24 protein-coding genes are annotated in these 22,732 nt (G+C 67.9%); 11 read left to right on the top strand and 13 right to left on the bottom strand.

Annotation, left to right across the window (positions count from 1 at the left end):
- Positions 1-25: 25 nt before the first annotated feature.
- A complete protein-coding gene (locus J5M86_RS14495; RefSeq protein WP_188061252.1) occupies positions 26-484 on the bottom strand; it encodes an SRPBCC family protein in 459 nt (152 codons plus the stop codon).
- Positions 481-1,395 (bottom strand): diacylglycerol kinase family protein, encoded by a 915-nt coding sequence (locus J5M86_RS14490; RefSeq protein ID WP_188061251.1) that lies wholly within the window; start codon positions 1,393-1,395, stop codon positions 481-483. The genes J5M86_RS14495 and J5M86_RS14490 overlap by 4 nt, the downstream gene beginning before the upstream one ends.
- A gap of 172 nt (positions 1,396-1,567) precedes the next feature.
- Here J5M86_RS14490 and serS point away from each other — a divergent pair, with 172 nt between their 5' ends.
- The gene (serS, locus tag J5M86_RS14485) at positions 1,568-2,881 is read left to right on the top strand and encodes a serine--tRNA ligase (RefSeq protein WP_188061250.1); all 1,314 of its coding nucleotides are present in this window, start codon (positions 1,568-1,570) and stop codon (positions 2,879-2,881) included.
- Positions 2,882-2,986: 105 nt separating this feature from the next.
- On the opposite strand, the gene J5M86_RS14480 is transcribed toward serS, so the two are convergent.
- Positions 2,987-3,577, bottom strand: coding sequence for a hypothetical protein (locus J5M86_RS14480; protein ID WP_208965056.1), 591 nt, complete (start codon positions 3,575-3,577; stop codon positions 2,987-2,989).
- A 330-nt stretch (positions 3,578-3,907) separates the two neighbouring features.
- On the opposite strand from J5M86_RS14480, the gene J5M86_RS14475 reads away from it, so the two are divergent.
- The 6 genes from J5M86_RS14475 (at position 3,908) to J5M86_RS14450 (ending at position 8,088) form a co-directional block, all read left to right on the top strand.
- Entirely contained in the window at positions 3,908-5,005 is a 1,098-nt protein-coding gene (locus J5M86_RS14475) for a hypothetical protein (RefSeq protein WP_188061249.1), read from the top strand.
- A gap of 70 nt (positions 5,006-5,075) precedes the next feature.
- Positions 5,076-5,864, top strand: coding sequence for an HAD family hydrolase (locus J5M86_RS14470; protein WP_188061248.1), 789 nt, complete (start codon positions 5,076-5,078; stop codon positions 5,862-5,864).
- Positions 5,861-6,670 carry an RNA methyltransferase gene (locus J5M86_RS14465; RefSeq protein ID WP_188061247.1) on the top strand — a complete coding sequence of 270 codons (810 nt, stop codon included), beginning with the start codon at positions 5,861-5,863 and terminating at the stop codon, positions 6,668-6,670. The genes J5M86_RS14470 and J5M86_RS14465 overlap by 4 nt, the downstream gene beginning before the upstream one ends.
- 195 nt (positions 6,671-6,865) lie before the next feature.
- The gene (locus J5M86_RS14460; protein ID WP_188061246.1) at positions 6,866-7,519 is read left to right on the top strand and encodes a VOC family protein; all 654 of its coding nucleotides are present in this window, start codon (positions 6,866-6,868) and stop codon (positions 7,517-7,519) included.
- A gap of 54 nt (positions 7,520-7,573) precedes the next feature.
- Complete coding sequence (locus J5M86_RS14455) at positions 7,574-7,855, top strand: metal-sensitive transcriptional regulator (protein WP_188061245.1); 282 nt, start codon at positions 7,574-7,576, stop codon at positions 7,853-7,855.
- 23 nt (positions 7,856-7,878) lie between these two features.
- Complete coding sequence (locus J5M86_RS14450) at positions 7,879-8,088, top strand: heavy-metal-associated domain-containing protein (RefSeq protein WP_188061244.1); 210 nt, start codon at positions 7,879-7,881, stop codon at positions 8,086-8,088.
- A 4-nt stretch (positions 8,089-8,092) separates the two neighbouring features.
- Here J5M86_RS14450 and purB read toward each other — a convergent pair whose 3' ends face one another.
- The gene (purB, locus tag J5M86_RS14445) at positions 8,093-9,502 is read right to left on the bottom strand and encodes an adenylosuccinate lyase (RefSeq protein ID WP_188061243.1); all 1,410 of its coding nucleotides are present in this window, start codon (positions 9,500-9,502) and stop codon (positions 8,093-8,095) included.
- A 55-nt stretch (positions 9,503-9,557) separates the two neighbouring features.
- On the bottom strand, positions 9,558-10,325 hold the full coding sequence (locus tag J5M86_RS14440) for a VOC family protein (protein ID WP_188061242.1): 768 nt from the start codon (positions 10,323-10,325) through the stop codon (positions 9,558-9,560).
- 126 nt (positions 10,326-10,451) lie between these two features.
- Between J5M86_RS14440 and J5M86_RS14435 the strand changes: the two genes are divergently transcribed.
- On the top strand, positions 10,452-10,880 hold the full coding sequence (locus J5M86_RS14435) for a hypothetical protein (RefSeq protein ID WP_188061241.1): 429 nt from the start codon (positions 10,452-10,454) through the stop codon (positions 10,878-10,880).
- Positions 10,881-10,893: 13 nt separating this feature from the next.
- Here J5M86_RS14435 and J5M86_RS14430 read toward each other — a convergent pair whose 3' ends face one another.
- The 7 genes from J5M86_RS14430 to bioB all read right to left on the bottom strand — a co-directional run bounded on the left by J5M86_RS14430 (position 10,894) and on the right by bioB (position 17,340).
- Positions 10,894-11,385: a low molecular weight protein-tyrosine-phosphatase gene (locus J5M86_RS14430; protein WP_188061240.1), complete on the bottom strand. Its 492-nt coding sequence runs from the start codon at positions 11,383-11,385 to the stop codon at positions 10,894-10,896.
- Complete coding sequence (locus tag J5M86_RS14425; RefSeq protein ID WP_188061239.1) at positions 11,382-12,191, bottom strand: GNAT family N-acetyltransferase; 810 nt, start codon at positions 12,189-12,191, stop codon at positions 11,382-11,384. Before J5M86_RS14425 ends, J5M86_RS14430 begins: the two co-directional genes overlap by 4 nt.
- 11 nt (positions 12,192-12,202) lie before the next feature.
- Positions 12,203-12,892: a dethiobiotin synthase gene (gene bioD / locus J5M86_RS14420; protein ID WP_188061238.1), complete on the bottom strand. Its 690-nt coding sequence runs from the start codon at positions 12,890-12,892 to the stop codon at positions 12,203-12,205.
- Positions 12,889-14,010 carry an 8-amino-7-oxononanoate synthase gene (locus tag J5M86_RS14415; RefSeq protein ID WP_188061237.1) on the bottom strand — a complete coding sequence of 374 codons (1,122 nt, stop codon included), beginning with the start codon at positions 14,008-14,010 and terminating at the stop codon, positions 12,889-12,891. The genes bioD and J5M86_RS14415 overlap by 4 nt, the downstream gene beginning before the upstream one ends.
- Complete coding sequence (locus J5M86_RS14410; protein WP_208965055.1) at positions 14,007-15,302, bottom strand: adenosylmethionine--8-amino-7-oxononanoate transaminase; 1,296 nt, start codon at positions 15,300-15,302, stop codon at positions 14,007-14,009. The genes J5M86_RS14415 and J5M86_RS14410 overlap by 4 nt, the downstream gene beginning before the upstream one ends.
- A gap of 66 nt (positions 15,303-15,368) precedes the next feature.
- Positions 15,369-15,977 (bottom strand): DUF4282 domain-containing protein, encoded by a 609-nt coding sequence (locus J5M86_RS14405; protein WP_188061236.1) that lies wholly within the window; start codon positions 15,975-15,977, stop codon positions 15,369-15,371.
- A 337-nt stretch (positions 15,978-16,314) separates the two neighbouring features.
- Positions 16,315-17,340 (bottom strand): biotin synthase BioB, encoded by a 1,026-nt coding sequence (gene bioB, locus J5M86_RS14395; protein WP_188061235.1) that lies wholly within the window; start codon positions 17,338-17,340, stop codon positions 16,315-16,317.
- 138 nt (positions 17,341-17,478) lie between these two features.
- Between bioB and J5M86_RS14390 the strand changes: the two genes are divergently transcribed.
- Together J5M86_RS14390 and J5M86_RS14385 are read left to right on the top strand one after the other, a co-directional pair.
- Positions 17,479-18,105, top strand: coding sequence for a TetR/AcrR family transcriptional regulator (locus J5M86_RS14390; protein ID WP_188061234.1), 627 nt, complete (start codon positions 17,479-17,481; stop codon positions 18,103-18,105).
- A gap of 31 nt (positions 18,106-18,136) precedes the next feature.
- Positions 18,137-20,440, top strand: coding sequence for an MMPL family transporter (locus J5M86_RS14385; RefSeq protein ID WP_188061233.1), 2,304 nt, complete (start codon positions 18,137-18,139; stop codon positions 20,438-20,440).
- A 106-nt stretch (positions 20,441-20,546) separates the two neighbouring features.
- Here J5M86_RS14385 and J5M86_RS14380 read toward each other — a convergent pair whose 3' ends face one another.
- Entirely contained in the window at positions 20,547-21,389 is an 843-nt protein-coding gene (locus J5M86_RS14380) for a siderophore-interacting protein (protein WP_188061232.1), read from the bottom strand.
- Between the two features lie 463 nt (positions 21,390-21,852).
- Between J5M86_RS14380 and J5M86_RS15675 the strand changes: the two genes are divergently transcribed.
- Positions 21,853-22,590 carry a transglycosylase family protein gene (locus J5M86_RS15675; RefSeq protein WP_370587360.1) on the top strand — a complete coding sequence of 246 codons (738 nt, stop codon included), beginning with the start codon at positions 21,853-21,855 and terminating at the stop codon, positions 22,588-22,590.
- The last annotated feature ends 142 nt before the right edge of the window (positions 22,591-22,732 follow it).

Raw genomic sequence — 22,732 nt, 5'->3', positions numbered from 1 at the left:
GTCGACGGTGGCCCGGGTGGCCTTCTCAATGCGTCGACCGGCTCCGACGCTGGAGTCCGGCCATGCCCCGGCGCATCATCAACCGATGGTTGAGCACGAGCACGGGACGTCCGAGGCTTGCTACGTGGGAGAAGCCCGGCTTGGTGACGGTGGCCTCCTGGTCGTAGATGAGGCTGGTGGCGCCGCCCTCGCCCCGGACGACGAACTGCGTCCAGCCGGTGAGGTCGCCGCTCAACCCAGCGCGGAGCATGCCGGTGGGCGCGTCGTCCACTTCAGCAATCAGCTTCAGCCGCAACGTGATCGGGAGCAGGCTGCGGATGTCGACGAAGCCGCTGATGTCGTCGATCGGTCGCACCGAGCGCACCTGCGGCCACCAGGTCGGCCAGTTCTCGACGTCGTGCAACACCTCGAAGACCCGCCGCGGCGGCGCATCGATGCGGAACTGCGAGTGGAAGACGAAGACGCCGTCCATCCGAGTGCTCACGGCACCCGCACGACCAACGACTGCGGCTGCAGCGTGATGACCACGTTCAGCGCGTGGTCGTGCACCTCGCCGTCGATCTCGACGCGGGTCGGGGTCTCGCACTCGATGCGGACGCGGGTGCCGGTGCGGTGCCGCACCTGCGCGGTCGGTTTGTTGGATCCGCGCAGCACCTGGCTGACCAATCGCGCCCACTGCAGCCGGCGGGCGGAGAGTTCGATGACATCGAGCAGGCCGTCGTCCGGCAAGGCGTCCGGCATGAGGCGCACCCCGCCGGTCAGGCGTCCGCAGTTGCCCACGATCACGGTGGTGAGGCCGCGCGGCTCGCTGAGCGGACCGTCGTCCAGCGCCACCCGCATCGGGGTGAGCCCGGCGTTCACGTACTTCATTCCGGCCAGCGGATAGGCCAGCCAGCTCGCGCGCGCCTTCAGCTTCTCGGAGGTGTCGGCCATGATCTCCGCGTCCAGGCCGCAGCCGGTCATCACCGTCGACGTGGCGGTGTCGTCGAACTCGCCATCGCCGGTGGTGTCGATCTCGACCTTGAGCGTGTCGATGGTGCGATTGCGGCCGGCCAGCGCTGAGCGCAGGGCGTTCTTGCGGTTGTGCGTCGGCAGACCGAGGTTGCGGGCCAGCAGGTTGCCGGTGCCGGCGGGCAGGATCGCCAGCGGCACCCCGGTGTCGACGAGCGTCGTCGAGACATTGCGCACCGTGCCGTCGCCGCCGAGTGCGACGACGAGATCGACGCCTGCGTCCAGGGCTGCCTGGGTCTGGCCGAAGCCGGGGTCCTCGATCGTGGTCTCGAGCCACATCGGCGGCGCCCAGGCGTACGCGCGCATGACCCGTTCCACCTGACGGTGGAGCAGGTCGAGATTCTTGATCTTGATCGGATTGACGATCACCGCAGCGCGCTTCATGGCGGGCTTAGCCTGCCACGTCCGAGCCTCCCCGGACGTTTCGCCCACCGGCGCAAACGCGGCCTTTGACCGCAAACGCGCTCGTTGCAACGGCCGCGAACGCGGGTAACCGCCGCGGATGGCGCTATAACTGCCGCGCATTCGCCCGCGGTCGCCGACTAGCCTGAGCCTCGTGATCGACATCAAGTTCCTGCGTGACAACCCCGACGCCGTCCGAGCCAGCCAGCGCGCCCGTGGCGAGGACGACAGCATCGTCGACCAGATCCTGGACGCCGACAAGGCCCGCCGCTCCTCGCTGAGCGAGTTCGAGCAACTGCGTGCGCAGCAGAAGGGCGTCAGCAAGAACGTCGGCGCCGTGATGGGCAAACTGGCCAAGGCCAAGAAGGCCGGCGAGGACGTCACCGCGCTGGAGCAGGAGGCGGACGCCGCCCGCAGCGAAGCCGCGACGCTCGCTGCCCGTGTGAAGGAACTCGATGCCGCCGCCGACACCGAGGGCGCCACCTTCGATGCGCTCATGCGCAAGGTCGGCAACATCGTCGTCGACGGCGTGCCCGCTGGTGGCGAGGAGAACTTCAACACGTTGGAGGAGCACGGCACCAAGCCGGAGTTCGACTTCGAACCGCTCGACCACCTCGCGCTCGGCGAGAAACTCGGTGCGATCGACATGGAGCGCGGCGCGAAGGTCAGCGGCAGCCGCTTCTACTACCTGAAGGGCCCGGGCGCCGTGCTCGCCCAGGCGCTGATGGCCTACTGCCAGCAGATCGCCCGTGAAGAGGGCTTCACTCCGCTGATGGTGCCCAACCTCGTGCTGCGCCGGACGATGGCCGGCGCCGGCTTCATCGACAGCCACGCCGACGAGGTCTACCTGCTCGAGGCCGACGACCTCTTCCTCACCGGCACCTCCGAGGTGGCGCTCGCCGGCTACCACGCCGACGAGATCCTCGACCTGAACGACGGGCCGCGTCGGTACACCGCGACGTCCACCTGTTACCGACGCGAGGCCGGCTCCTACGGCAAGGACACACGCGGCATCTTCCGGGTGCACCAGTTCACCAAGACCGAGATGTTCATCTACTGCAAGCCCGAGGACGCCGAAGCCGAGCACGACCGTCTGTTGCGCATCGAGCGACGCATCCTCGACGGTCTGGAGGTGCCCTACCGGGTGATCGACGTCGCGGCCGGTGACCTCGGTGGCCCGGCGGCGCGCAAGTTCGACTGCGAGGCATGGGTGCCGACGCAGGGCACCTACCGCGAGCTGACCTCGACCTCGAACTGCACGACGTACCAGGCCCGCCGCCTCGGCGTCCGCTTCCGCGCCGACGACGGCAAGCCCGAGATCGCCGCCACCCTCAACGGCACGATGCTCACCGACACCCGACCGATCGTCGCGCTGCTGGAGAACCACCAGCAGGCGGACGGCTCGGTGAAGGTGCCGGCCGCGCTGCAGCCCTTCGTCGGCACCGACGTCCTGAAGCCGATCGCCTGAGCCTGTCAGCCGCGCAAAGTCCGGCGACGCGAACAAGGCTCGCGGATCACTCGATCCGCGAGCCTTGTTGGCTCGTGTGTGGGCGTGATCTACGTGCTGGGCTGATCAGACCTTCGACTTGCGATAGCCGGCCGCGATCGCTGCGCGTTCGTTGGCGAAGCACATTTCCGGCTTTGTCTTGCTGTAGTAGCGCTGACCCGGAAGGTGGTAAATGCGGCTGGACGCGTTGCCCTTGATCGGCGCCCAACTCGGGCAGTTCCAAGAGCCGGTCGGCGGACGGTAGGAGGTCGGCGTGTTGACCTTGACGTACTTGCGGCTGGTGGCAGTCACTTTGTAGACCGCAGTCTGCGGCAGCACGACCGACCAATACCCGCTCGTGGAGGGGACGAACTTGGGGGCGAAGTTGCCGTACTTGTCGACAGTGAAACTACCCATCGACTTGTTGGGGGCGGTGCCGTCCGCGTCGAAGTACACCGTGACCCGTGTTCCCGGCGCGGCGACCCATCGAGCGCCGCTGAGTTTCTGCGACTGCCCCTTCACCTGGATGGACGCACCCTTCGTGATCGAGGTGGGCGACACGGTGTAACCGGCGATGCGGGTGCTGACGGTGGGCGCTGCGTCAGCCGGCGTGGCGGTCAGCAGAGCGCTTCCGACGGCGATTGCGGTGACGCCACTCAGGCGCGCGAAGCGAGACATGAATTTCCTTCAGGGGTGTGAGAGTCGCGCAAGCTGGCGCGGCCGGCTCATCGTAGGCCAAACGCGCCGAACGGAAGGGCGGATTGCCGACTTCTGTGCTGCTACGCGCTGCTTGCGCGAGCAGATCCCGCATCGCTGATCGGCCTCCTCGGATCGCCGTCCGAGCGAGACCGTGACGCGGGCCGGTGATCTGGGGAAGGTGAGGGGGCCGAAATCCGCGACGTTCGGCGATGCGGCCAAGTACCGCCTGTGCATTAGCGTTGGTCCGGGTTTGCGAGCGAGGTCGTGCACGACCACCGCCGCAAAGGAACACGACGAGGAGGGGCGACAGTGTCCGACAATCACGGAGCGGGCGGCTGGGACGAGCCGACACACGCCATGCCGAAGTTGCCGCCGCAGGGTGGCCAGCAGCAGTCCGGTCAGCACGGCCAGCAGGGCAATCCGCAGGGCCAGGGCGGCCAGGGTCAGCCCGGTTACGGGCAGCAGCCGGGCCACCAGGGCGGCTACGGCCAGCCGGGTCACCAGGGTGGTTACGGCCAGCCGGGTCAGGCCGGTCAGCAGGGTGGCTACGGCCAGCAGCCGGGCCAGTACGGCCAGCCGCGTCCCCCGTACGGCGGACAGCAAGGTGGCGCGCCTCAGGGTGGCCAGTCTTATGGCGGTCAGCAGGGCGCGCCGGGTTACCAGCAGCAGCCGGGCCAGTCCTACGGCACACAGCAAGGCCAGTACGGCGGACCGCAGGGCGGCTACGGGCACCAGCCCGGTCAGCAGGGTGGCTACGGCCAGCAGCCGGGCCAGTACGGCGGTCAGCCCGGATACTCCGGTGGCAGCACGACCAGCACGCGTCCGGCGAGCGGTCTGGGTCGCATCCTTGCCATCGCCGCGTTGGTCGGCGCACTGCTGGCGATCGGTGGATCGTTCGCGCCCTGGATCAAGATGAACGTGACCGGTGAAGACAACGGCACGAGCATGTACGTCAACTACACCAAGTCGGGCATCGGTTCGGAGTCGGTCGACTCCAACGACCCCTCCATCACCGAGGAAGAGTTCAAGAAGAGCATGGACTCCTCGGGCTCGCGCACCGGCTCGAGTTCGACCTCCAGCGATGACGCAGCCACGGACGGTTGGGTCGTGATCTTCGGAGCACTGGTGGTGATCGCCGGTGCGGTGCTCGCCTTCCTGAAGAAGGTGCGGATAGGCGGCATCGTCGCCGCGGTCGGCGGACTGATCGCCTTGGGAGTCGGCGTCTACGACTACTTCGACATCAGCGACGCCGTCGATGAGGCCAACAAGGGTCTGGCTGCGTTGAGTGCGATGTCCGGTGGCAAGTCCAGCATCGAACTGAGCGTCGGCTGGGGCATCTACCCGGTGATCCTCGGCGGATTGCTCGCCCTGGGTGCAGGCATCTTCGCCGCGGTCAAGGGCGACTGACGCCGCGACGAACACGCGAGACGAAAGGGGCTGTGGGCAACCACGGCCCCTTTCCTCGTACTGTGAGCGCGTGCGCAAACTTCTCATCGGTCTGGACGTCGACGGCACCATCGTTCACTACGACGGGCATGCCTCCGAGCGGGTCACGAGTGCGATCAAGGCGGTGCTGGACGCCGGCCACGAGGTGGTGATCGCCACCGGCCGGTCGGTCACCGGCACGGTGCCGATCGTCGACCTGCTCGGCCTCACCTCCGGGTTCCTCGTGTGCTCCAACGGTGCGGTCACCGCGCAGATCGCACCGGAGGAACCGCACGGCTACCGGCTGCTCGACTGCGTCACCTTCGACCCGCGTCCGGTGCTCGACCGCCTGCGTGGTGCGTGGCCGGACGGCGTGGTCGCCACCGAGGTGATCGGCGAGGGCTACCTGGTCAGCGATCACTTCCCCGACGGCGAACTGCTCGGCGACGTCAAGGTGGTGCCCTGGGAGGAACTCGCGCAGCCGACCACCCGCATCACCTTCCGTTCGCCCAGCGGCACGGCCGAGGAGTTCGTGAAGCTGGCCGACGGTCTCGGTCTGCACGGCGTCAACTACGGCGTGGGCTACTCGGCGTGGCTCGACATCAACCCCGAGGGCGTGAGCAAGGCGTCCGCGCTGGAGAAGATTCGCGAGCACCACGACATCGACGTCGCCGACACGGTCGCGGTCGGCGACCACCGCAATGACATCGAGATGCTCGGCTGGGCCGGTCGCGGAGTGGCCATGGGGCAGGCGCCGGACGACGTCAAGGCGATCGCCGACGTCGTCACCGACACCGTTGAGGAGGACGGCCTGGCGCAGGTGCTCGAGGGTCTGCTGTGACCGACCTCGTCATCACCTCCGCGTCCAACCCTCGGCTGAAGCAACTGGTCTCGTTGCAGCGCCGCCGGGTGCGCGACGAACTACGCGTCACGCTGCTCGAGGGCTACGACGAGTTGGCGCTCGCGTTGGACGCCGGCGTGCAGCTCCGCACGCTGTACTACTGCCCCGAACTCATGCTGGACGCCGGTGAGCAGGGTGCCCTGGTCGACCGGCTGCGCGGCGACCATATCGAGACGGTGCGCTTGTCGCGGGCGGCCTTCGAGAAGGTCGCCTACCGCGAAGGCGCCGATGGTTTCCTCGGCGTCGCGCCGGTGCCTGGCGCCGCTCTTGCCGATCTCCAACTCCCGGACGCCCCGCTGCTGCTGGTCGCCGAAGGTATTGAGAAGCCGGGCAATCTCGGCGCAATGTTGCGCACCGCCGATGCAGCAGGGGTCGACGCCGTGGTGGCCGCAGACGCCGTGACCGACTGGGGCAACCCGAATGTCGTGCGTGGTTCGAAGGGCACGGTGTTCTCTGTGCCCGTTGCGTCGGCCTCAGCGGACGAAGCGCTGGACCACCTGCAGCGCAAGGGAATTCGCGTCGTGGCCACGACGCCTGATACCGACCTGCTGCACACCGAGGCCGATCTCACCGGCCCGGTGGCGATCGCCGTCGGCACCGAGAAGTACGGCCTCACGGGTGACTTCTTGGCTCGCGCGGACGTCCGCGTGCGCATCCCGATGGTGGGTCACGCCAACTCGCTCAACGTGTCGACCTCGGCCGCAATCGTGCTCTACGAGGCGGTGCGTCAGCGCTCCGCACGCTGATCCTCACGCGGCCCTGCGATGGCCGGTCGAGCTTTGCTGAACCAGCGCAATCCCGGCGTTCGGCGTGGGCCCCACCCGTGGGGAGGAAGAGGCGCAGATCGAGGTCAGAACTAGGTAAAGCGTCCAAGTAATGCGCGTGCGCAACTGCGTGACCCCGATTACATAACGGGCCTGTCGCAATGGCACGATCTACGCATGCGAGTCGATCATGTGGTGTATGCCGCCGGGGCCGAAGGCCTGCTGCCCACCGCCAAGCGCCTGGGGGAGGCGCTCGGGGTGGAGCCCGGCGACAGTGGGGTTCATCCGCGATTCGGTACGCGCAACGTGGTCATTCCGTTGGCGGACCGGCGCTTCCTCGAGGTGGTCGAGGTGCTCGACCACCCGGCTTCTGACAAGGCCCCTTTCGGTCAGGCCGTGCGCGCCCGCTCCGAGCAGGGCGGCGGTTGGCTGGGCTGGGTCGTCGAGGTCGACGACATGAGCGTTGCCGAGAAGATGGTCGGACGCCCGGCCGCTCCCGGTAACCGGCACCGCCCCGACGGCACTGAGGTCACATGGCGCCAGCTCGGTGTCAAGGGCCTGATGGCCGACGCGCAGGTGCCCTTCTTCATCGAGTGGGACGAGGACCAGCCGCACCCCTCGCAGATCGGCGAGACGCAGTCGACGCTGACCGGCTTCAAGATCGCCGGCAGCCCCGATCGCATCCGCGAGTGGCTGGGTCTGCTGGGTAAGCCGGGCGTCGACCGCGACGAGTGGGAGCCGGGCATCGACTTCGACTTCGTCGCGCCGCACGGTGTGCCCTGCGTCCTTGCCGTCACCTTCGACACCCCGAACGGTCCCGTCGAAATCTGACGGCACCGGCGATACCCCCTCCGGGTATGCTGTTCGCGGCGCAAGGAGGCTGCGATGGCGGGTTACACCGGATCCAAGGACGACTACCTCAGGCGGCTGCGGCGCATCGAAGGTCAGGTGCGCGGCATCCAGCGGATGGTCGACGACGACACCTACTGCATCGATGTCCTCACCCAGATCAGCGCGATCACCAAGGCGCTGCAGGCGGTGAGCCTCGGGCTGCTGGAAGACCACGTCGGCCATTGCGTCGTCGACGCCGCCCGCGAATCGGACGAGGCTGCCGCCGAAAAGGTGCGTGAAGCCTCTGACGCGATCGCCCGCCTCGTGCGCAGCTGATCACCACCACCCAAGGAGAAGCGATGCAGACCAATCTCACCGTGAAGGGCATGACCTGCGGCCACTGCGTGAGCGCGGTGACCGAAGAACTCAAGGCGATCGACGGCGTCCAGGACGTGCAGGTCGACCTCGTGCCCGACGGCGGCTCACGAGTGGCCGTCATCAGTGACGGCCCGCTCGACGAGGGCGCCGTCGAGGCAGCGATCGACGAAGCCGGTTACGAGCTGTACTGACCTCTCAGGCCAGGTGGTCGACCAATTGCGGAGCCAGGCCCACGTAGGTGGCCGGGGTGAGGGCGAGCAGTCGCGCCTGCACTTCCTCGGGCAACCCGAGTCCGCGGATGAACTCCTCCAGGTCGGCTGCGTTGATGCGGCGTCCGCGGGTGAGTTCCTTCAGGCGTTCGTAGGGCTGCTCCATGCCGGGCACACCCTGGGCGCCGAGTGCGCGCATGGCCGACTGGATCGGCTCGCCGAGCACCTCCCAGTTGAGGTCGAGGTCGGCGGCCATCGCCTCGGGGACGGCGTCCAGCCCGGCGAGTCCGCGGCCCACGTTGTCGATCGCGAGCAGCGAGTGGCCGAAGGCCGTGCCGATGTTGCGCTGCATCGATGAGTCGGTGAGGTCGCGCTGCAGACGTGACTGGACGAGCGTGCTCGCGAGCACGTCGAGCAGGGCGTTGCTCACCTCGAGGTTGGCCTCGGCGTTCTCGAAGCGGATCGGGTTGACCTTGTGCGGCATCGTCGAGGAGCCCACTGTGCCCTGGCCGCGCACCTGCGCGAAGTAGCCCATCGAGATGTAGGTCCAGACGTCCGTGCAGAGGTTGTGCAGCACGCGGTTGAAGCGGGCGATGTCGCTGTAGAGCTCGGCCTGCCAGTCGTGGCTCTCGATCTGCGTGGTGAGCGGATTCCACTGCAGTCCAAGCGATTCCACGAACATCTTGCTGATCTCCACCCAGTCAGTGGTCGGCACGGCGGCGGTGTGCGCGCCGTAGGTGCCGGTGGCGCCGTTGATCTTGCCGAGGTATTCGGCGCCCTCGATGCGGCGCAGCTGTCGCCCGAGGCGGTGGGCGAGCACGGCGAGTTCCTTGCCCATCGTGGTGGGCGTCGCGGGCTGCCCGTGGGTGTGGGCCAGAAGCGGCACCTCACGCAGGTCGCGCGCCATCGTGGCGATCTGCTCGACCAACGCCTTCGCGCGCGGCAGCCACACCTGCTGGGTAGCTCCCTGCACCATAAGCGCGTACGACAGGTTGTTGATGTCCTCGCTGGTGCAGGCGAAGTGGATGAGCTCGGCCAGGCCGGCGGCGTCGTCCTCACCGACGATCGCCGTGAGCCGCCGCTTCAGGTAGTACTCGATCGCCTTGACGTCGTGCACCGTCTCACGCTCGATCTCGGCAAGCTCGGCGATGTCGTCCTCGTCGAAGTCGGTCACCAGCGTGCGCAGCGCCTGCTGCTCGGCGTCGGTGAGCGTCCGGACGCCCGGCACCGCGCCCTGGGTGGTGAGGTGGATGAGCCACTCGACCTCGACGTTCACCCGCTGCCGGTTGAGGGCGGCTTCGGAGAGGTGGTCGACCAGGGGTGCAACGGCGCCGCGGTAACGGCCGTCGAGTGCACCGAGGGCGATGGCAGGCTGGACATCGGCGAGTGAGCGCATGGGGTCATTGTTTCAGGGCCTCCGGCCGGTGGCTCCGGGCCCTCGGGCCGCCGGATCACTCCGGCAGTTGCACCAGCCCGAAGATCTCGCCGTGCTTGGCCTGGATGATCGCTTCCGGGCCCATCGGCCCGTCGAAGGTCATCATGATGAAACCTTCCAACTCCTGCGCGAGCTGGGCGGAGGAGTCGCGGTCGACGACGCCGAAATGGGTCATCCAGCTGGCGTTGACGTCGTCCGGCAGCTCCTCGGCCAGGTGGATGCCGCACACCGGGTTGCCGTCGATCTCGGCCACGACGCCGTACTCGGTCTCGTTGATGTAGGTGTAACCGAAGACGTCCGCGTAGAACTTCTTGGCGGCAGCGAGGTCGCGCGTCAGCAGGGTGTGCCAGGCGACGGTGCCGGGTTCGTTGGTGATGCCGAAGCCGCTGTGCTCGCGTCCTTGCCACAGCGAGAAGACGGCACCCGTCGGGTCGGTGCACAGGGCTCCGCGACCGGAGGCGCCGACGTCCTGCGGACCGGCGAGCACCTGACCGCCGGCACCCTGCACGCGCGCGGCGACCGCGTCGACGTCGTCGGCCGCCAGATAGGTGGTCCAAATGGTCGGTTGGTTCTCGGTGCTCGTCGTGGTGATCGCGGCGGCCGGCTGCTCGTCCTTCAGGCAGATCGAGTAGTCGCCGTACTCGGACGAGCCGTCCAGCACATGCCAGCCGAAAAGGCGTCCGTAGAAGTCCTTGGCGTGGTGCAGGCCGCGGTGCTCCTCCTCGTACGCGCACTCCACCCAGCAAGGGGTGCCGGTCGGCCAGTTGCCGCTGTGGGTCGCCATGAAAGCTCCTTCGATCGACGCTGCACCGACCTTAAACCGCCGACGCCCCACCCGATGGGGCGGGCAAAGGGTCAATGTTTGGTCAAAGCGCAGCGGCGGCGTCCTTCGGATACTTACCCTCGGTGCATGCCTGCCGACCCCGTGACCCGACGCCTGCTCGCGTCGGCCAGTTTCACGCGGTGTCGAGCAGTCGCGGAGGTCAAGGTGCGTCAGCCGGTGCAGTTGCAGACGCTGCTCGCCGAAGTGGAGTTACGGGCCATCGAATGTGAAGCCGTCCGGGTGCAGCCGTTGGCGGTGATGATCGACATCGCGGCTGCTGTGGTCGAGGCCTTCCTGGAGAGCGGCGCCGATTACGACGCACTGGACGCCGCTCGTTCGGCGCGACTGCGTCTGGTGGTGGCCGGCCTGGAGTACCTCGTCATCGACCACGACGTCATCCCCGACGACCAGAAGCACGGGATGGTCGACGACCTTGCCGTTGTGCGTTGGGTCGCCCGCGTCGCCTCGGGCGCCGAAGGTCATCCGGTCGACGAGTTGAGCGAATTCGACGACTGAAGCAGGGCAGCGCTCAGCCGGTCGACACCTGTGAGCGCAGGTGGTCGACCACGCCTTTGCAGGCTGTCTCGATTTCGTCGCGGCAGCGGTCGAAGCCGGCCTCGTCGCCGTAGTAGGGGTCGTCCACTTCGTCCTTGTCGGCATCCGGGTCGAACTCGCGCAGCAGCCGCACCTGTGGCGGCGTCGCCGAGCGGGCGGCCATGCGCCGCACCTCGGTGAGATGACCGCGATCGGCGACGAGCAGCAGGTCGCGTTCGCCCACCTCAGGATCGGTGAGGCGGTGCGCGCGATGGGCGCTGCCGTCGTACCCACCTCGCTCCAACGCCTCCAGCGTGCGCGGGTCGGCCGGGTTGCCCTCGTGCCACCCCTGGATGCCCGAGGAGTCGACAATCACCTTGTCCGACAAGCCTTCTCGCTCCAAGAGCTCGCGAAGAATCACCTCGCCCATCGGCGAGCGGCAGATGTTGCCGGTGCACACGAAGCTGACTCGATAGGGCTGGCTCATGTGCCCGATTGTGCGTCACGACGCCAGACGTAGGGCGTGGTGGTGGTGATCTTCAGCAGCCCGCTGCGCTCCAGGATGGGCCGCGACATGGGGCTGCAGTCGCTGTGCAGGTAGCGGACGCCGAGATCGCGGGCGTGACGCGCACGAGCCGCGGTGAGCGCCCGGTAGATGCCCTTGCCGCGCCAGGGCGCCTTCGTCGCGCCTCCCCAGAGCCCGGCGAACTCGGTGCCCTCGACCAGTTCGAGACGTCCGGCGCACACCACCTCGTTGGCGTCGGTCTCAGCGATCCAGTGCGTCGCTCGGCCTTGGGAGCGTTCCAGCCGGGCGAGTGCCTGGGCTGCGGTGCGGCCGTCGCTGAAGACCTCGTTCTGCAGCGCGTTGGCGCGGGTGACATCGTCCACGAGGTCACCGCCGACGCCTGACTGTCGCACTCGCAAACCGTCGGGGAGTTCCACCGCGCCCACGAGGTGATCGACCGATCCGACCATCACCGTCTCGACCTCGTCGGGCTCGAAGCCGTGCGCCCGCAACCGCTCGTCCAGGTCGGCCGGCTGGTCGTGGCCTCGTGTCTTCCATTCAAATTCCTCGACGTCGGTGTCGTCGCGGAAGTAGGCCACGGTGCGGTCGATCAGGGCGTCGAGGTCGTCTACACCCTCGAGAGAGCGATACGCGACGAACCCGCCGTGGTCGAACAACGCGCGAATGATCGGGCCGTCCTCGCTGGTGGATTCGGCTCCGCTCACCTCGCCGCGATGGCGCAACTGGTGGTCGTAGGCGTGCAGCAGCTCTGCCGGGTCGTCGCTCATCGCGGCATCCACTAGAGCGTGATCCAGCCGGGCGCGTGCTCGCGGAAGGTCCCGGGGTCGAGGTCGCCAGCGCCTTCGGGCACCGCGCCGAGCAACTGTCCGTCGGCGAGGTTCGAGAGCTGCTCGACGTTGGTCTCCTCGGCCAGACCCGGTGACGCCGGAGCCGAGCCGATCACCACGCCCACGAGATCGACACCCCGGATGCGCAGTGCTTCCAGGGTGAGCGCGGTGTGGTTCAGCGTGCCCAGGCCTGCCCTCGCCACCACGATCGCCCCGACGCGAATTCCTCTCGCCTCCAACGGCATTGCCAGGTCGGGCAGCGTCCCGCGTGCCTGATCGAGGTGCACGAGCAGTCCGCCCGAACCCTCCACCAGCACGATGTCGTAGCTCTGGCTGCTCGCGTGCTCAGCCACGGTCTCGGCGTGATCGGCGACGGCGGGCAGCTCCACCTCGGCTCGGGCCGCGGCGACGTCAGGGGCGAGCGGTTCGGGTAGGCGCACGCATTCCTCGACGTCCACCTCGGCCAGTTGTGCCACGGTCTGCGCGTCACCTTCCTCGCCGTCCTCCACTCCGGTCTGGACGAGCTTGATCACCAGCACCCGCTGGCCCTGTGATTTCAGGGCGGCGGCGATGGCGGCGGTGGTGATCGTCTTGCCCACCTCGGTGTCGGTGCCGGTGATGATGAGGACGGGTGCGGTCATGGGGTGATCAACTCATTCAGAACGGTTGTGGCGTGGTCGAGTTCAGCATCGGTGAGCCCGGCGTGGGCGGTGAGGCGCAGGCGGGAGGTGCCATCGGGTGTGGACGGTGGGCGGAAGCAACCGATGCGGACGCCCGCCTCGGCAGCGCGCTGGACGGCGGCCAGCGCTTCCTGGGGGCCGAGCATCGGCGCCGAGAGCACGGCGCCGGCCGGTGTCGGCACCTCCAGCGCATCGGCCAGGCGAGCAGCGGCGATGCGCACGCGAGCCGCGCGTTCGGGCTCGTCCCGCAGCACCTCGTAGGCACCGAGTGCAGCGCCGGCGCAGGCGGGCGCCAGACCGGTGTCGAAGATGAACGGCCGAGCGGTGTTGACCAGGTGTTCGCGCACCAACGGCGTGCACATCGCCGCGCCGCCACCGGTGGCGAACGACTTCGACAGCGACGTGGTGATGACGAGTCGATCGGACGGGGTGAGCGCGAGGGACGCCGTCAGGCCCTCACCGTGTTCGCCGCACACGCCCATGCCGTGCGCTTCGTCGACCACAAGCAACGCGTCGTGCTCCTCCACCAGCGCGAGCAGCGCGGGGAGGTCGCTGGCATCGCCCAGCACCGAGAAGACCGACTCCACCACTACGAGCGCGCGGGGCTGGGTGCGGGTGCGCAGGGCGTGCTCGACCGCGTCCAGATCGAGATGCGGCACGACGCTGACCACGCCGCGGGCCAGGCGGGCGCCGTCGATCAGCGAGGCGTGGTTGTGGGCATCGCTGATGATGAGACAGTCGGCGTCGCCGAGCGCGGTGAGCACCGAGAGGTTGACGTGATAACCGGTCGAAAACACCAGTGCCGCAGGCATGTTCGACAGTTCAGCGAGTGCCGACTCGAGCTGGTCGTGCACCGGCCAGGTGCCCGTGACCAACCGGGACGCCCCCGCGCCGGCGCCGTGTTGTCGGGCAGCGTCCGCGGATGCTTCGAGCACCCGCGGGTGGGTGCGTAGCGACAGGTAGTCGTTGCCGGCGAGGTCGATCAGCCCGGTCGGGTGATCGCTGGAAAGTCGCCGGGTCAGGCCGGCAGCCTCCCTGCGCTCCGCGGCGCTGCGGAGGTGGTGTTCGAAGGAGTTCACGGCGCCACCGCCCGTGCCGCGGCCACCATCGCGGCGCCGATCTGAGTGGTCTCTGCAGCCGTGCAGGCATAGGGCGGCATGGCGTAGATGAGGTTACGGAAGGGCCGCAGCCAGACGCCGTGGTCGAGCGCGGCGGCCGCCGCCGGGGCGAGGTCACGCGGCGCGTCGAGTTGGATCACGCCAACTGCGCCGATGGTGCGGACGTCCGCCACCCCCGCGATGTCGCGGGCATCGGCCAGCGACGAATCCAGCACACTGGCAACGGAATTGACGCGGTCGAGGAGGTCGTCACCGAGCAGGTCGAGCGAAGCGGACGCGATCGCACAGGCCAGCGGGTTGGCCATGAAGGTGGGGCCGTGCATGAGCGCTCCGGCCGGCTCGGCGGAGACCGCTTCGGTCACCTTGCTCGTGCAGAGCACGGCCGAGAGCGTGAGATAGCCGCCGGTCAACGCCTTCCCGACACAGAGGATGTCGGGCACGACCGCGCAGCGGTCGGCGGCCCAGAGCGTGCCGGTGCGTCCGAACCCCGTGGCGATCTCGTCGAAGATCAGCAGCGCGCCTGAATCGCGAGCCAGCGCCGCGAGCACCCGCACCACCTGCGGCGGATAGATCCACATGCCGCCAGCTCCCTGCAGCACGGGCTCGACGATCACGGCGGCGACGTCGGCGGCGTGATCGGCGTAGAGCGCGCGGGTCTGCTGCTCCCACTGGGCAATGTCGGCGTCCAGCCCGCCCGGTGGCTGCGGAGCGAAGACCTGCTCGGGCAGCACGCCGCGGAACAACGTGTGCATGCCGTTCACCGGATCCGTCACGCTCATCGGCGCCATCGTGTCGCCGTGGTAGCCGCCGCGAATCGTGAACACCTTGCTGCGCGGAAGCCCGGCTGCAGCATGCGCCTGCCAGGCCATCTTCAGTGCGACCTCGACGGCCACCGAGCCGCTGTCGGCGAAGAAGACGTGCTGCAGATCGTCGCCAGGCGACAGGCGAATCAGCTTGTCGGCCAAGGTGATTGCCGGCTCGTGGGTGAGCCCGCCGAACATCACGTGAGCCATGCGTCCGAGCTGGGCGTGGGCAGCGGCGTCCAACTCCGGCACGGCGTAACCGTGGATGGCGCACCACCACGACGCCATGCCGTCGATCACCTCGCAGGTGTCACCATCGGCCGTCCGTAAGCGCAGTCGGACGCCGGACGCCGACTCCACCAGGTGAGTCGGCGCGGGGGAGAGGGCGGAGGCGTAGGGGTGCCACACATGGTCGCGGTCGAACGCGAGCAGATCCCTCGGCGGCAGCACCCGCCCATCCAATCACCGAAGGCCCGGGCAAAAGCCCGGGCCTTCGTACCGACGAGTCGGTGGGTGTCAGTTGTCGCGCTGCGCGATCTTGGCGACGTTGACCGCCAGCTCGATGACGACGCGAGCGCCGTAGATGATCGCGCCGACGATGGCGATGTCGGCCAGCATCTTGAAGATGGCGGGAACGACGTGCATCTTCACCACGACTTCGCGGTCAGAGCCGTCAACGCTCTGGTGTTCACCCAGGAAGTTGTAAAGGATGTCGTACAGGCCCCAAATGATCGCTGCCGCGCTGATCAGCATGAACGCCAGCGAAGCGATCTTCGGGGTCAGCGATTGCTCGAACTTGGTGTCGCTGAACGGGCTCGCGCCCGAGGACGACGGGGAGTTGTTGTAGCCGCCGGTGTGCGCGGGCGCGCCGCCCTGCTGGCCCTGGTCGTAATTGCCCTGGGACTGGCCGTACTGCCCCTGGTCGCCCTGCTGGCCGTACTGCTGCCCGCCGTAGCCGCCCTGCTGTCCGTAGTCCTGCCCGGACGCCGACTGCTGCGACTGCTGGCCGCCCCAGTCCTGGCCGAGCGAGCCTCCGCCTTGGTTCGACTGATCGTTCCAGCCCTGTCCGAGCGAGCCCCCCTGGCCCTGACCGTCGTTCCACGACCCGTTGGTCGGCTGTGACATTCGCTTTCCTCCTGAAGATCCTGCGGCCAATTCGGCCGTTCCGCACCAAACTACTTGCCCAGGCACCCGCCTCGGTGAAGCCCCGCGCGACGACTTGCTTGTCAGTCGGTCGGTCAGCCGGCCGCGGGCGCGCCACCGTCCAGGTCGCTGACTTCACGCAATTCTCCGTGCTCCACGCAGATCGCCGTCCAGTCGGTGGGCGTGACCTGCACTTTCATCCGCCTCCGGCAGTGCGCGCAGAATCGGGGTGGTTCTTCGGCCGCCAGCCAGCGCGCGCACACCGAGTGGTCACCGGTGGACGCGGGTTCGCCGCAGCGGGTGCAGTAGATGGGCTCGTTCACAGCGAGGCGTTGAGGGCCTTGATCGGCATCTGCAGTTCCTCCAGGAGTTCCAGGTCAGCGGTGGGGTTGCGTCCCAGCGTGGTCAGGTAGTTGCCGACGATGACGGCATTGATGCCGCCGAGCAGGCCGTCGCGGGTGCCGAGATCGCCCAGGGTCAGCTCGCGTCCGCCTGCGTAGCGAAGGATCGTGCGCGGAAGCGCGAGCCGGAACGCCGCGATCGTGCGCAGAGCGTCCGGCGTCGACATCGGCTCCAGGTCACCGAAAGGCGTGCCCGGACGCGGGTTGAGGAAGTTGAGCGGCACCTCGTGAGGCTCGAGTTCGGCCAGCTGCGAAGCCAGTTCGGCACGCTGCTCGATCGTCTCGCCCATGCCGACCAGCCCGCCGCAGCACAGCTCCATGCCGGACGTCTTCACCATCTGGCAGGTGTCCCAACGCTCCTCATAGGAGTGCGTGGTGACCACCTGCGGGAAAAACGACTTCGCGGCTTCGAGGTTGTGGTTGTAGCGGTGCACGCCCATGTCGACCAGGTCGTCGACCTGTTCCTGGGTGAGCATGCCCAGCGACGCCGCCACCTGGATGTCGACGGCCTCCTTGATCGCCTTCACCCCGTCGCGCAACTGGGTCATGAGTCGCTCGTCTGGCCCGCGCACGGCCGCCACGATGCAGAACTCCGTCGCACCCGTTGCCGCGGTCTGCTCGGCAGCCTTCACCAGCTGCGGGACGTTGAGCCACACGCTGCGCACGGGGGAGGTGAACTGACCCGACTGGCTGCAGAAGTGACAGTCCTCCGGGCAGCCCCCGGTCTTCAGGGAGACGATGCCCTCGACCTCGACCTCTTCGCCGTTGAACTTCAGGCGCACCTCGTGGGCCAGCGCGAGCAGGCTGGGCAGCATCTCGTCCGGCGTCTGCAGCACCTCGACGATCTCGTCGTAGGTGAGGCCCTCACCCTTGATCAGGACGCGGTCGCGCGCGCGGTCGAGGATCGAGGCCCCGGTGGCTGCCGAAGAGGTGACGCTGGTCATGCGGGTGATCCTGCCGCAACCGTTCTGGCCTGCCTCGTGCGGCCTCCTACCCACTGGTTGTGCCGGGGAGCAGGACGTGACGGGCATCACCGGAACGCAATTTGCACTCTGGGGAGCCAAAGGGCAATTCTTGGACGCGTGACCTCCGAGCTTGCCTTCGTCTGTGATGCGCAGCGGGTCGCGGGCTGGAACGACAAGCGCCGCGAGACCGCGGCCCGCATCACCCAGTGTGCGCGCCAGTTGTCGGCCGACCGCGGCTTCGACGACTTCACACTCGATGAGCTGGCCGACTGCGCCGAGGTTTCCCGCCGCACGTTGTTCAACTACTTCGACGGCAAGATGGAAGCGGTGCTCGGGCTGCCCCCGGCCGGCACCGCGGCGGCGATCGAGCAGTTCGTGGCCGGCGGCCCGGACGGTGACCTTTTCGCCGACGCCACCTATGTGGCGCGGGTTGTGCTCGCCCAGAAGGAAGTCACGCGCACCGACTGGACCACGATGCACCTCGCGTTCGATCGCAACCCCAAGGTGCTCGCCGCAGCCCTGCTCAGCTTCCGGATGATCGGTGAAGACCTCATCCGGTTGATCGAGCAGCGCGAGGGCACGCCTGCCGGTGATCCGCGAGCGGTGGTGACGCTCAGCAGCCTCGGCGCGCTCTTCGAAGCGTCCGTGCGCACCTTCATCGCCGCGACCAACACCCGTCCGCTGATCGACCTCTTCGACTCCTACGTCGAGGCCATGCGCGAGCTCATCGCCCCGGCCGCCTGAACCCGCACCACACCCACGAGAGAAAGAACTCATGGCAACCTTCCTGTACCGCCTCGGTAGCACCGCCTACCGCAAGTGGCCGGTCTTCATCGCAGCCTGGCTGCTGGCGATCATCGGATTCGGCAGCCTGGCCGGCGCGATCTCCAAGCCGATGGCCGACACCTTCTCCATCCCGGGCATCCCCTCGCTGCAGGCCCAGGACATGCAGAAGAAGCTGTTCCCCGACGCCAAGGACGTCGAGAACGCCGCCACCGTCAACATCGTGATGGCCGCCCCGCAGGGCCACACCCTGCGCGAGGCGAAGTACCAGCAGGCCGCTGGTGCTCTCATCGCCGACCTGAAGACCGTTCCGCAGATGCCGAAGACGCAGATCGCGCCTCCGGTCGCGGCCAGCGATGCGCAGTACAAGATGGCGGTCGCCGGGGCGATGAAGAACGGCGCCCCGAAGGCTGTTGCCGAGGCGAACGCCAAGGCATTGTTGCCGCTCTCGGCCGACCAGCGGGTTGGCACGATGAGCTTCGACTTCGACGTGCCCTCGGTGCCGGACGTGAAGCCGGCCACGCAGGAGAAGCTGATCTCCGTGCTGCAGAAGCACGCCAAGAGCAGCGGCATGCAGATCGAGGTCAACGGTCAGGGCATGCAGCAGATGCCGGAGACCGGCGGTAGCGCCGAGCTGATCGGTATCGGTGTTGCCGCGCTCGTCCTGATCATCACCTTCGGTTCGCTGGTCGCTGCAGGTCTGCCGATCATCGCGGCCTTCTTCGGTGTCGGCATGGGCATGATCGGCCTCTACATCGCGACCGCGTTCACCACGATCGGCACCACGACGCCGATGCTCGCGACGATGATCGGTCTGGCCGTCGGTATCGACTACACGCTGTTCATCCTGGCCCGCTACCGCGCCGAACTGCGCCACACCGACGACCGTGCGCACGCCGCCGGCCTGGCTGTGGGTAAGGCCGGATCGGCCGTCGTCTTCGCCGGTCTGACCGTCCTCATCGCGCTCGCCGCGCTGTCGCTGGTCGGCATTCCGTTCCTGACGTCCATGGGTATGGCCGCCGCCGGCACCGTCTTCTTCGCCGTGCTGGTCGCGCTCACCCTGCTGCCGGCGATCCTCGGTCTGCTGAAGACCAAGGCCTTCGGCGGACGCGTCCGTCGTCACAAGGACCCGCTGGACGAGGAGGGCAAGCCGCTCAACAACGGTGTGCGCTGGGCCCGTTTCCTGGGTAAGAAGCCTGCCGCGATCGTCGCGCTGGTCGTGGTGCTGCTGGGCCTGCTGGCCGTGCCGATGAAGGACCTCCACCTCGCGCTGCCGACCGACACCACCGCGGCCAAGACCACCACGCAGCGCAAGGCTGCCGACCTGATCTCGGGCTCCTTCGGTGAGGGCCGCAACGGCCCGCTCGTGGCGGTCGTCGACGGCTCGTCCCTCGGTTCTCAGCAGGAGCGCCTCGGCGCCTACGGCAAGGTGGTCGAGTGGGCGGCCAAGCAGCCGAATGTCGCCAACGCGCAGATGATCGCCGTCAACAAGGACGCCTCCGGTGCGCAGGTGCTCATCACGCCCAAGACCGGTCCGAACGACACGAAGACCGAAGACCTGCTGCACGCACTGCGTGACGGTGAGTCGGGCGTCGAGGCACAGACCAAGGCGGACGTCGGTATCACCGGTGTGACCGCCATCCAGGCGGACGTCTCCGAGCGTCTCACCGGCGCACTGCCGATCTACCTCGCGGTGGTCATCGGGCTGGCGTTCATCCTGCTGATGCTGGTCTTCCGCTCACTGCTGGTGCCGTTGACCGCCACCCTCGGCTTCCTGTTGTCGGTGCTGGCCACGCTCGGCGCGACCGTGCTGATCTTCCAGGAAGGCACCTTCGGTCTGGTCGAGCCCGCCCCGCTGGTGAGCTTCATGCCGATCATCCTCATCGGCCTGGTGTTCGGCCTGGCGATGGACTACCAGGTGTTCCTGGTGACCCGCATGCGTGAGGCCTACGTCCACGGCATGAGCGCCCGCGAGGCAGTGGTGGACGGTTTCCGCCACGGTGCCCGCGTGGTCTCGGCCGCCGCCGCCATCATGATCTCGGTGTTCGCCGCGTTCATGCTGCAGGACAACTCGCTCATCCAGTCGATGGGCTTCGCGCTCGCGATCGCCGTCTTCTTCGACGCGTTCGTGGTGCGCATGGCGCTCATCCCGGCCCTGATGTACCTCATGGGTGACAAGGCGTGGGCGTTGCCGAAGTGGCTCGACAAGATCCTGCCGTCGGTGGACGTGGAGGGCGAGAAGCTCAGCAGCATCCACCCGGAGCTGGAGAAGGAAGAAGAGCTGGTCGACGCCTGATCAGGCTCGCTCAAGAACAACGGCGGCTGCGTACCTCGGGGGACGCAGCCGCCGTCGTTTGTGTGCTGCTCTCGGAAGAATCGAAACCCGAGAAGTTCAGCCGGGATCAGCCGGCGAGCGTGGCCTCTTTCTGCTCGATCTGGGCGTTGAAGTCGCGCTTGCCGGCCTGCCAGGCGTCCTCGTTGTGGCCGGTGCGCCAGTAGCCGGAGATCGACACCTGGTCGCGGGGAAGCTCCCGCTCGACGAAGAGGTAACGACGTAGCGGCTTGATCATGTCTGCGTTGCCATGCACGAAGGCGTGCACCCGACCCTGCGGCCAGGGCGCGTTGCGCACCGCTTCGGTGAGCGCTTCGCCATAGGCGGCGCCGGTCGTCGCGCGGTATGCCCAGGTGACGTGGACGTTGTCCCGTTCCGGCAGCGGGATCTGCGCCTGCGGGTCTTCGACCTCGACGAAGACCTGAGCCGTGCTCGACTCGGGCAACTCCTCCATCGCGGCCGCGATCGCCGGAGCGGCTGACTCGTCGCCCACCAGTAGATGGACGTCCGCAGCTTCGCTTGGCCCCCATGCTCCGCCCGGACCCATGAACGAGATCTGGTCGCCGGCCTTGGCGCGCATCGCCCACGGGCCGGCGAGGCCTTCGTCCCCGTGCACGACGAAGTCGAGGGCGAGTTCGGCGGCTTCAAGGTCGAGCCAGCGGATCGTGTAGGTGCGGGTGACCGGCCATTGTTCGCGCGGGTGGTTCTCGCGGATTTCATCTGCGTCGAACGGGTGGTCGTAGTCGGCCCCAGCAGGCGGTAAGAGCAGTTTGACGTAGTGATCGGTGAAATCGAGCGGGGGCAGTTTTGCGATGTCATCGCCGGTCAGGATCACCCGCACCAGGTCGCGGGCCACCTGCTCGGTGCGGACGACGGTGGCGGACTTGGGGACGGGACGCGGACGCTCAGACATGCGGGTAAGGCTAACCTAAGTAGGTGTCGGCACCGTTCGGGCCTGCTCTGGGCGCGGCCTGCGGCGGGTTGCTATAGACACAAACGCGGCGGTTCATCGCCGCTGCGGCGGTTGCAGCTAGCGCGGATGCGAAGAGGTGCCGCGGATGGCGCTAGAAGTGCCGCGTTTGCGCCGCTGCCCCAGGTTCTGCGCCATTGCCCGCGATGTGAGTCATGTCACAGATTCGGAGAAATCCGTAACGGCGCGCCGGGGAGCCTCGGTGTTGTCCGTGGCGACCGGTTGGTCGCACCCGGCCCCGCCTGACAAGAAGGAGGCCGGGATCCGGCGCGTTCACTTCGCCGATTCCTCCCGTGAGCGCACCTTCGGAACTTCCGAAACCGGACGAGGCGCACCTGCGACGGCGAGCCGCCCGATCGGAGGCTCGGCGCGTGTGCGAGGCGGCACGACGAAGGGAATCAACAACTTGTTGAAGAACCGAGCAGCACGAATCACCACCATGGCTGCGGCCGGCGCCGCAGCAGCGGCCGGCCTGGGTATGGCCACCGCGGGCGACGCCCACGCCGACACCGGTGTCTGGGACCGCGTCGCACAGTGTGAGTCCGGCGGCAACTGGTCGATCAACACCGGCAACGGCTACTACGGCGGCCTGCAGTTCACGCTGCAGACCTGGCGCGGCTTCGGCGGCACCGGCATGCCGCAGAACGCCAGCAAGGCCGAGCAGATCCGCGTCGCCCAGCGTGTGCTGGCCGGCCAGGGTCCGGGTGCATGGCCGGTTTGCTCCGTGCGTGCGGGTCTGACCCGCGCCAGCGGTGGCGCCTCGTCCTACACCCCGACGCAGCAGGCCCAGCAGCCGCAGACCTCGCGCAGCACCACGCGCCAGGCTCCCAAGGTGCAGACGCCGAAGCGCCAGGTGCAGCAGGCACCCAAGGCTGCGGCTCCCAAGGTCGCCGCCCCGAAGAAGCAGGTGCAGCAGGCTCCGACCGGCAAGGTGAAGCAGCACAAGCACCAGTCGTACCGCGCGGTGCCGAAGGCGCAGACCACCGGTGAGACCCTGACCGTGAAGTCGGGCGACACCCTGAGCAAGCTCGCCGAGAAGCTCGGTCTGAAGCACTGGAACTCGCTGTTCCAGGCCAACACCGACAAGATCAGCAACCCCAACCTGATCTTCGTCGGCCAGGTGCTGGACATTCCGGCTGCCTGATCAACTCCGCCGCGGACTTCATCGTCCGTGGCAAGCAACAGCCCCGAGAGTCCCGAGCTCTCGGGGCTGTTGCCGTGTGGCGTCCAGGTCTCCAGTGGCTGTCGGGGTTTCGGAATCCGATGTCCAGTTCGTCTAAGGCGCT

Source organism: Yimella sp. cx-51 (assembly GCF_017654605.1).
GTDB lineage: Bacteria > Actinomycetota > Actinomycetes > Actinomycetales > Dermatophilaceae > Yimella.
The sequence above is the reverse complement of the archived record's forward strand: the minus strand, read 5'-3'. Positions and strand labels throughout refer to the sequence as shown.

Coding starts and splice junctions, on each gene's coding strand:
- J5M86_RS14490 (WP_188061251.1), bottom strand. CDS start 1,395: ATGAAGCGCGCTGCGGTGATCGTCAATCCGATCAAGATCAAGAATCTC.
- J5M86_RS14480 (WP_208965056.1), bottom strand. CDS start 3,577: ATGTCTCGCTTCGCGCGCCTGAGTGGCGTCACCGCAATCGCCGTCGGA.
- J5M86_RS14460 (WP_188061246.1), top strand. CDS start 6,866: ATGCGAGTCGATCATGTGGTGTATGCCGCCGGGGCCGAAGGCCTGCTG.
- J5M86_RS14455 (WP_188061245.1), top strand. CDS start 7,574: ATGGCGGGTTACACCGGATCCAAGGACGACTACCTCAGGCGGCTGCGG.
- J5M86_RS14450 (WP_188061244.1), top strand. CDS start 7,879: ATGCAGACCAATCTCACCGTGAAGGGCATGACCTGCGGCCACTGCGTG.
- purB (WP_188061243.1), bottom strand. CDS start 9,502: ATGCGCTCACTCGCCGATGTCCAGCCTGCCATCGCCCTCGGTGCACTC.
- J5M86_RS14440 (WP_188061242.1), bottom strand. CDS start 10,325: ATGGCGACCCACAGCGGCAACTGGCCGACCGGCACCCCTTGCTGGGTG.
- J5M86_RS14435 (WP_188061241.1), top strand. CDS start 10,452: ATGCCTGCCGACCCCGTGACCCGACGCCTGCTCGCGTCGGCCAGTTTC.
- J5M86_RS14430 (WP_188061240.1), bottom strand. CDS start 11,385: ATGAGCCAGCCCTATCGAGTCAGCTTCGTGTGCACCGGCAACATCTGC.
- J5M86_RS14425 (WP_188061239.1), bottom strand. CDS start 12,191: ATGAGCGACGACCCGGCAGAGCTGCTGCACGCCTACGACCACCAGTTG.
- bioD (WP_188061238.1), bottom strand. CDS start 12,892: ATGACCGCACCCGTCCTCATCATCACCGGCACCGACACCGAGGTGGGC.
- J5M86_RS14405 (WP_188061236.1), bottom strand. CDS start 15,977: ATGTCACAGCCGACCAACGGGTCGTGGAACGACGGTCAGGGCCAGGGG.
- bioB (WP_188061235.1), bottom strand. CDS start 17,340: ATGACCAGCGTCACCTCTTCGGCAGCCACCGGGGCCTCGATCCTCGAC.
- J5M86_RS14385 (WP_188061233.1), top strand. CDS start 18,137: ATGGCAACCTTCCTGTACCGCCTCGGTAGCACCGCCTACCGCAAGTGG.
- J5M86_RS14380 (WP_188061232.1), bottom strand. CDS start 21,389: ATGTCTGAGCGTCCGCGTCCCGTCCCCAAGTCCGCCACCGTCGTCCGC.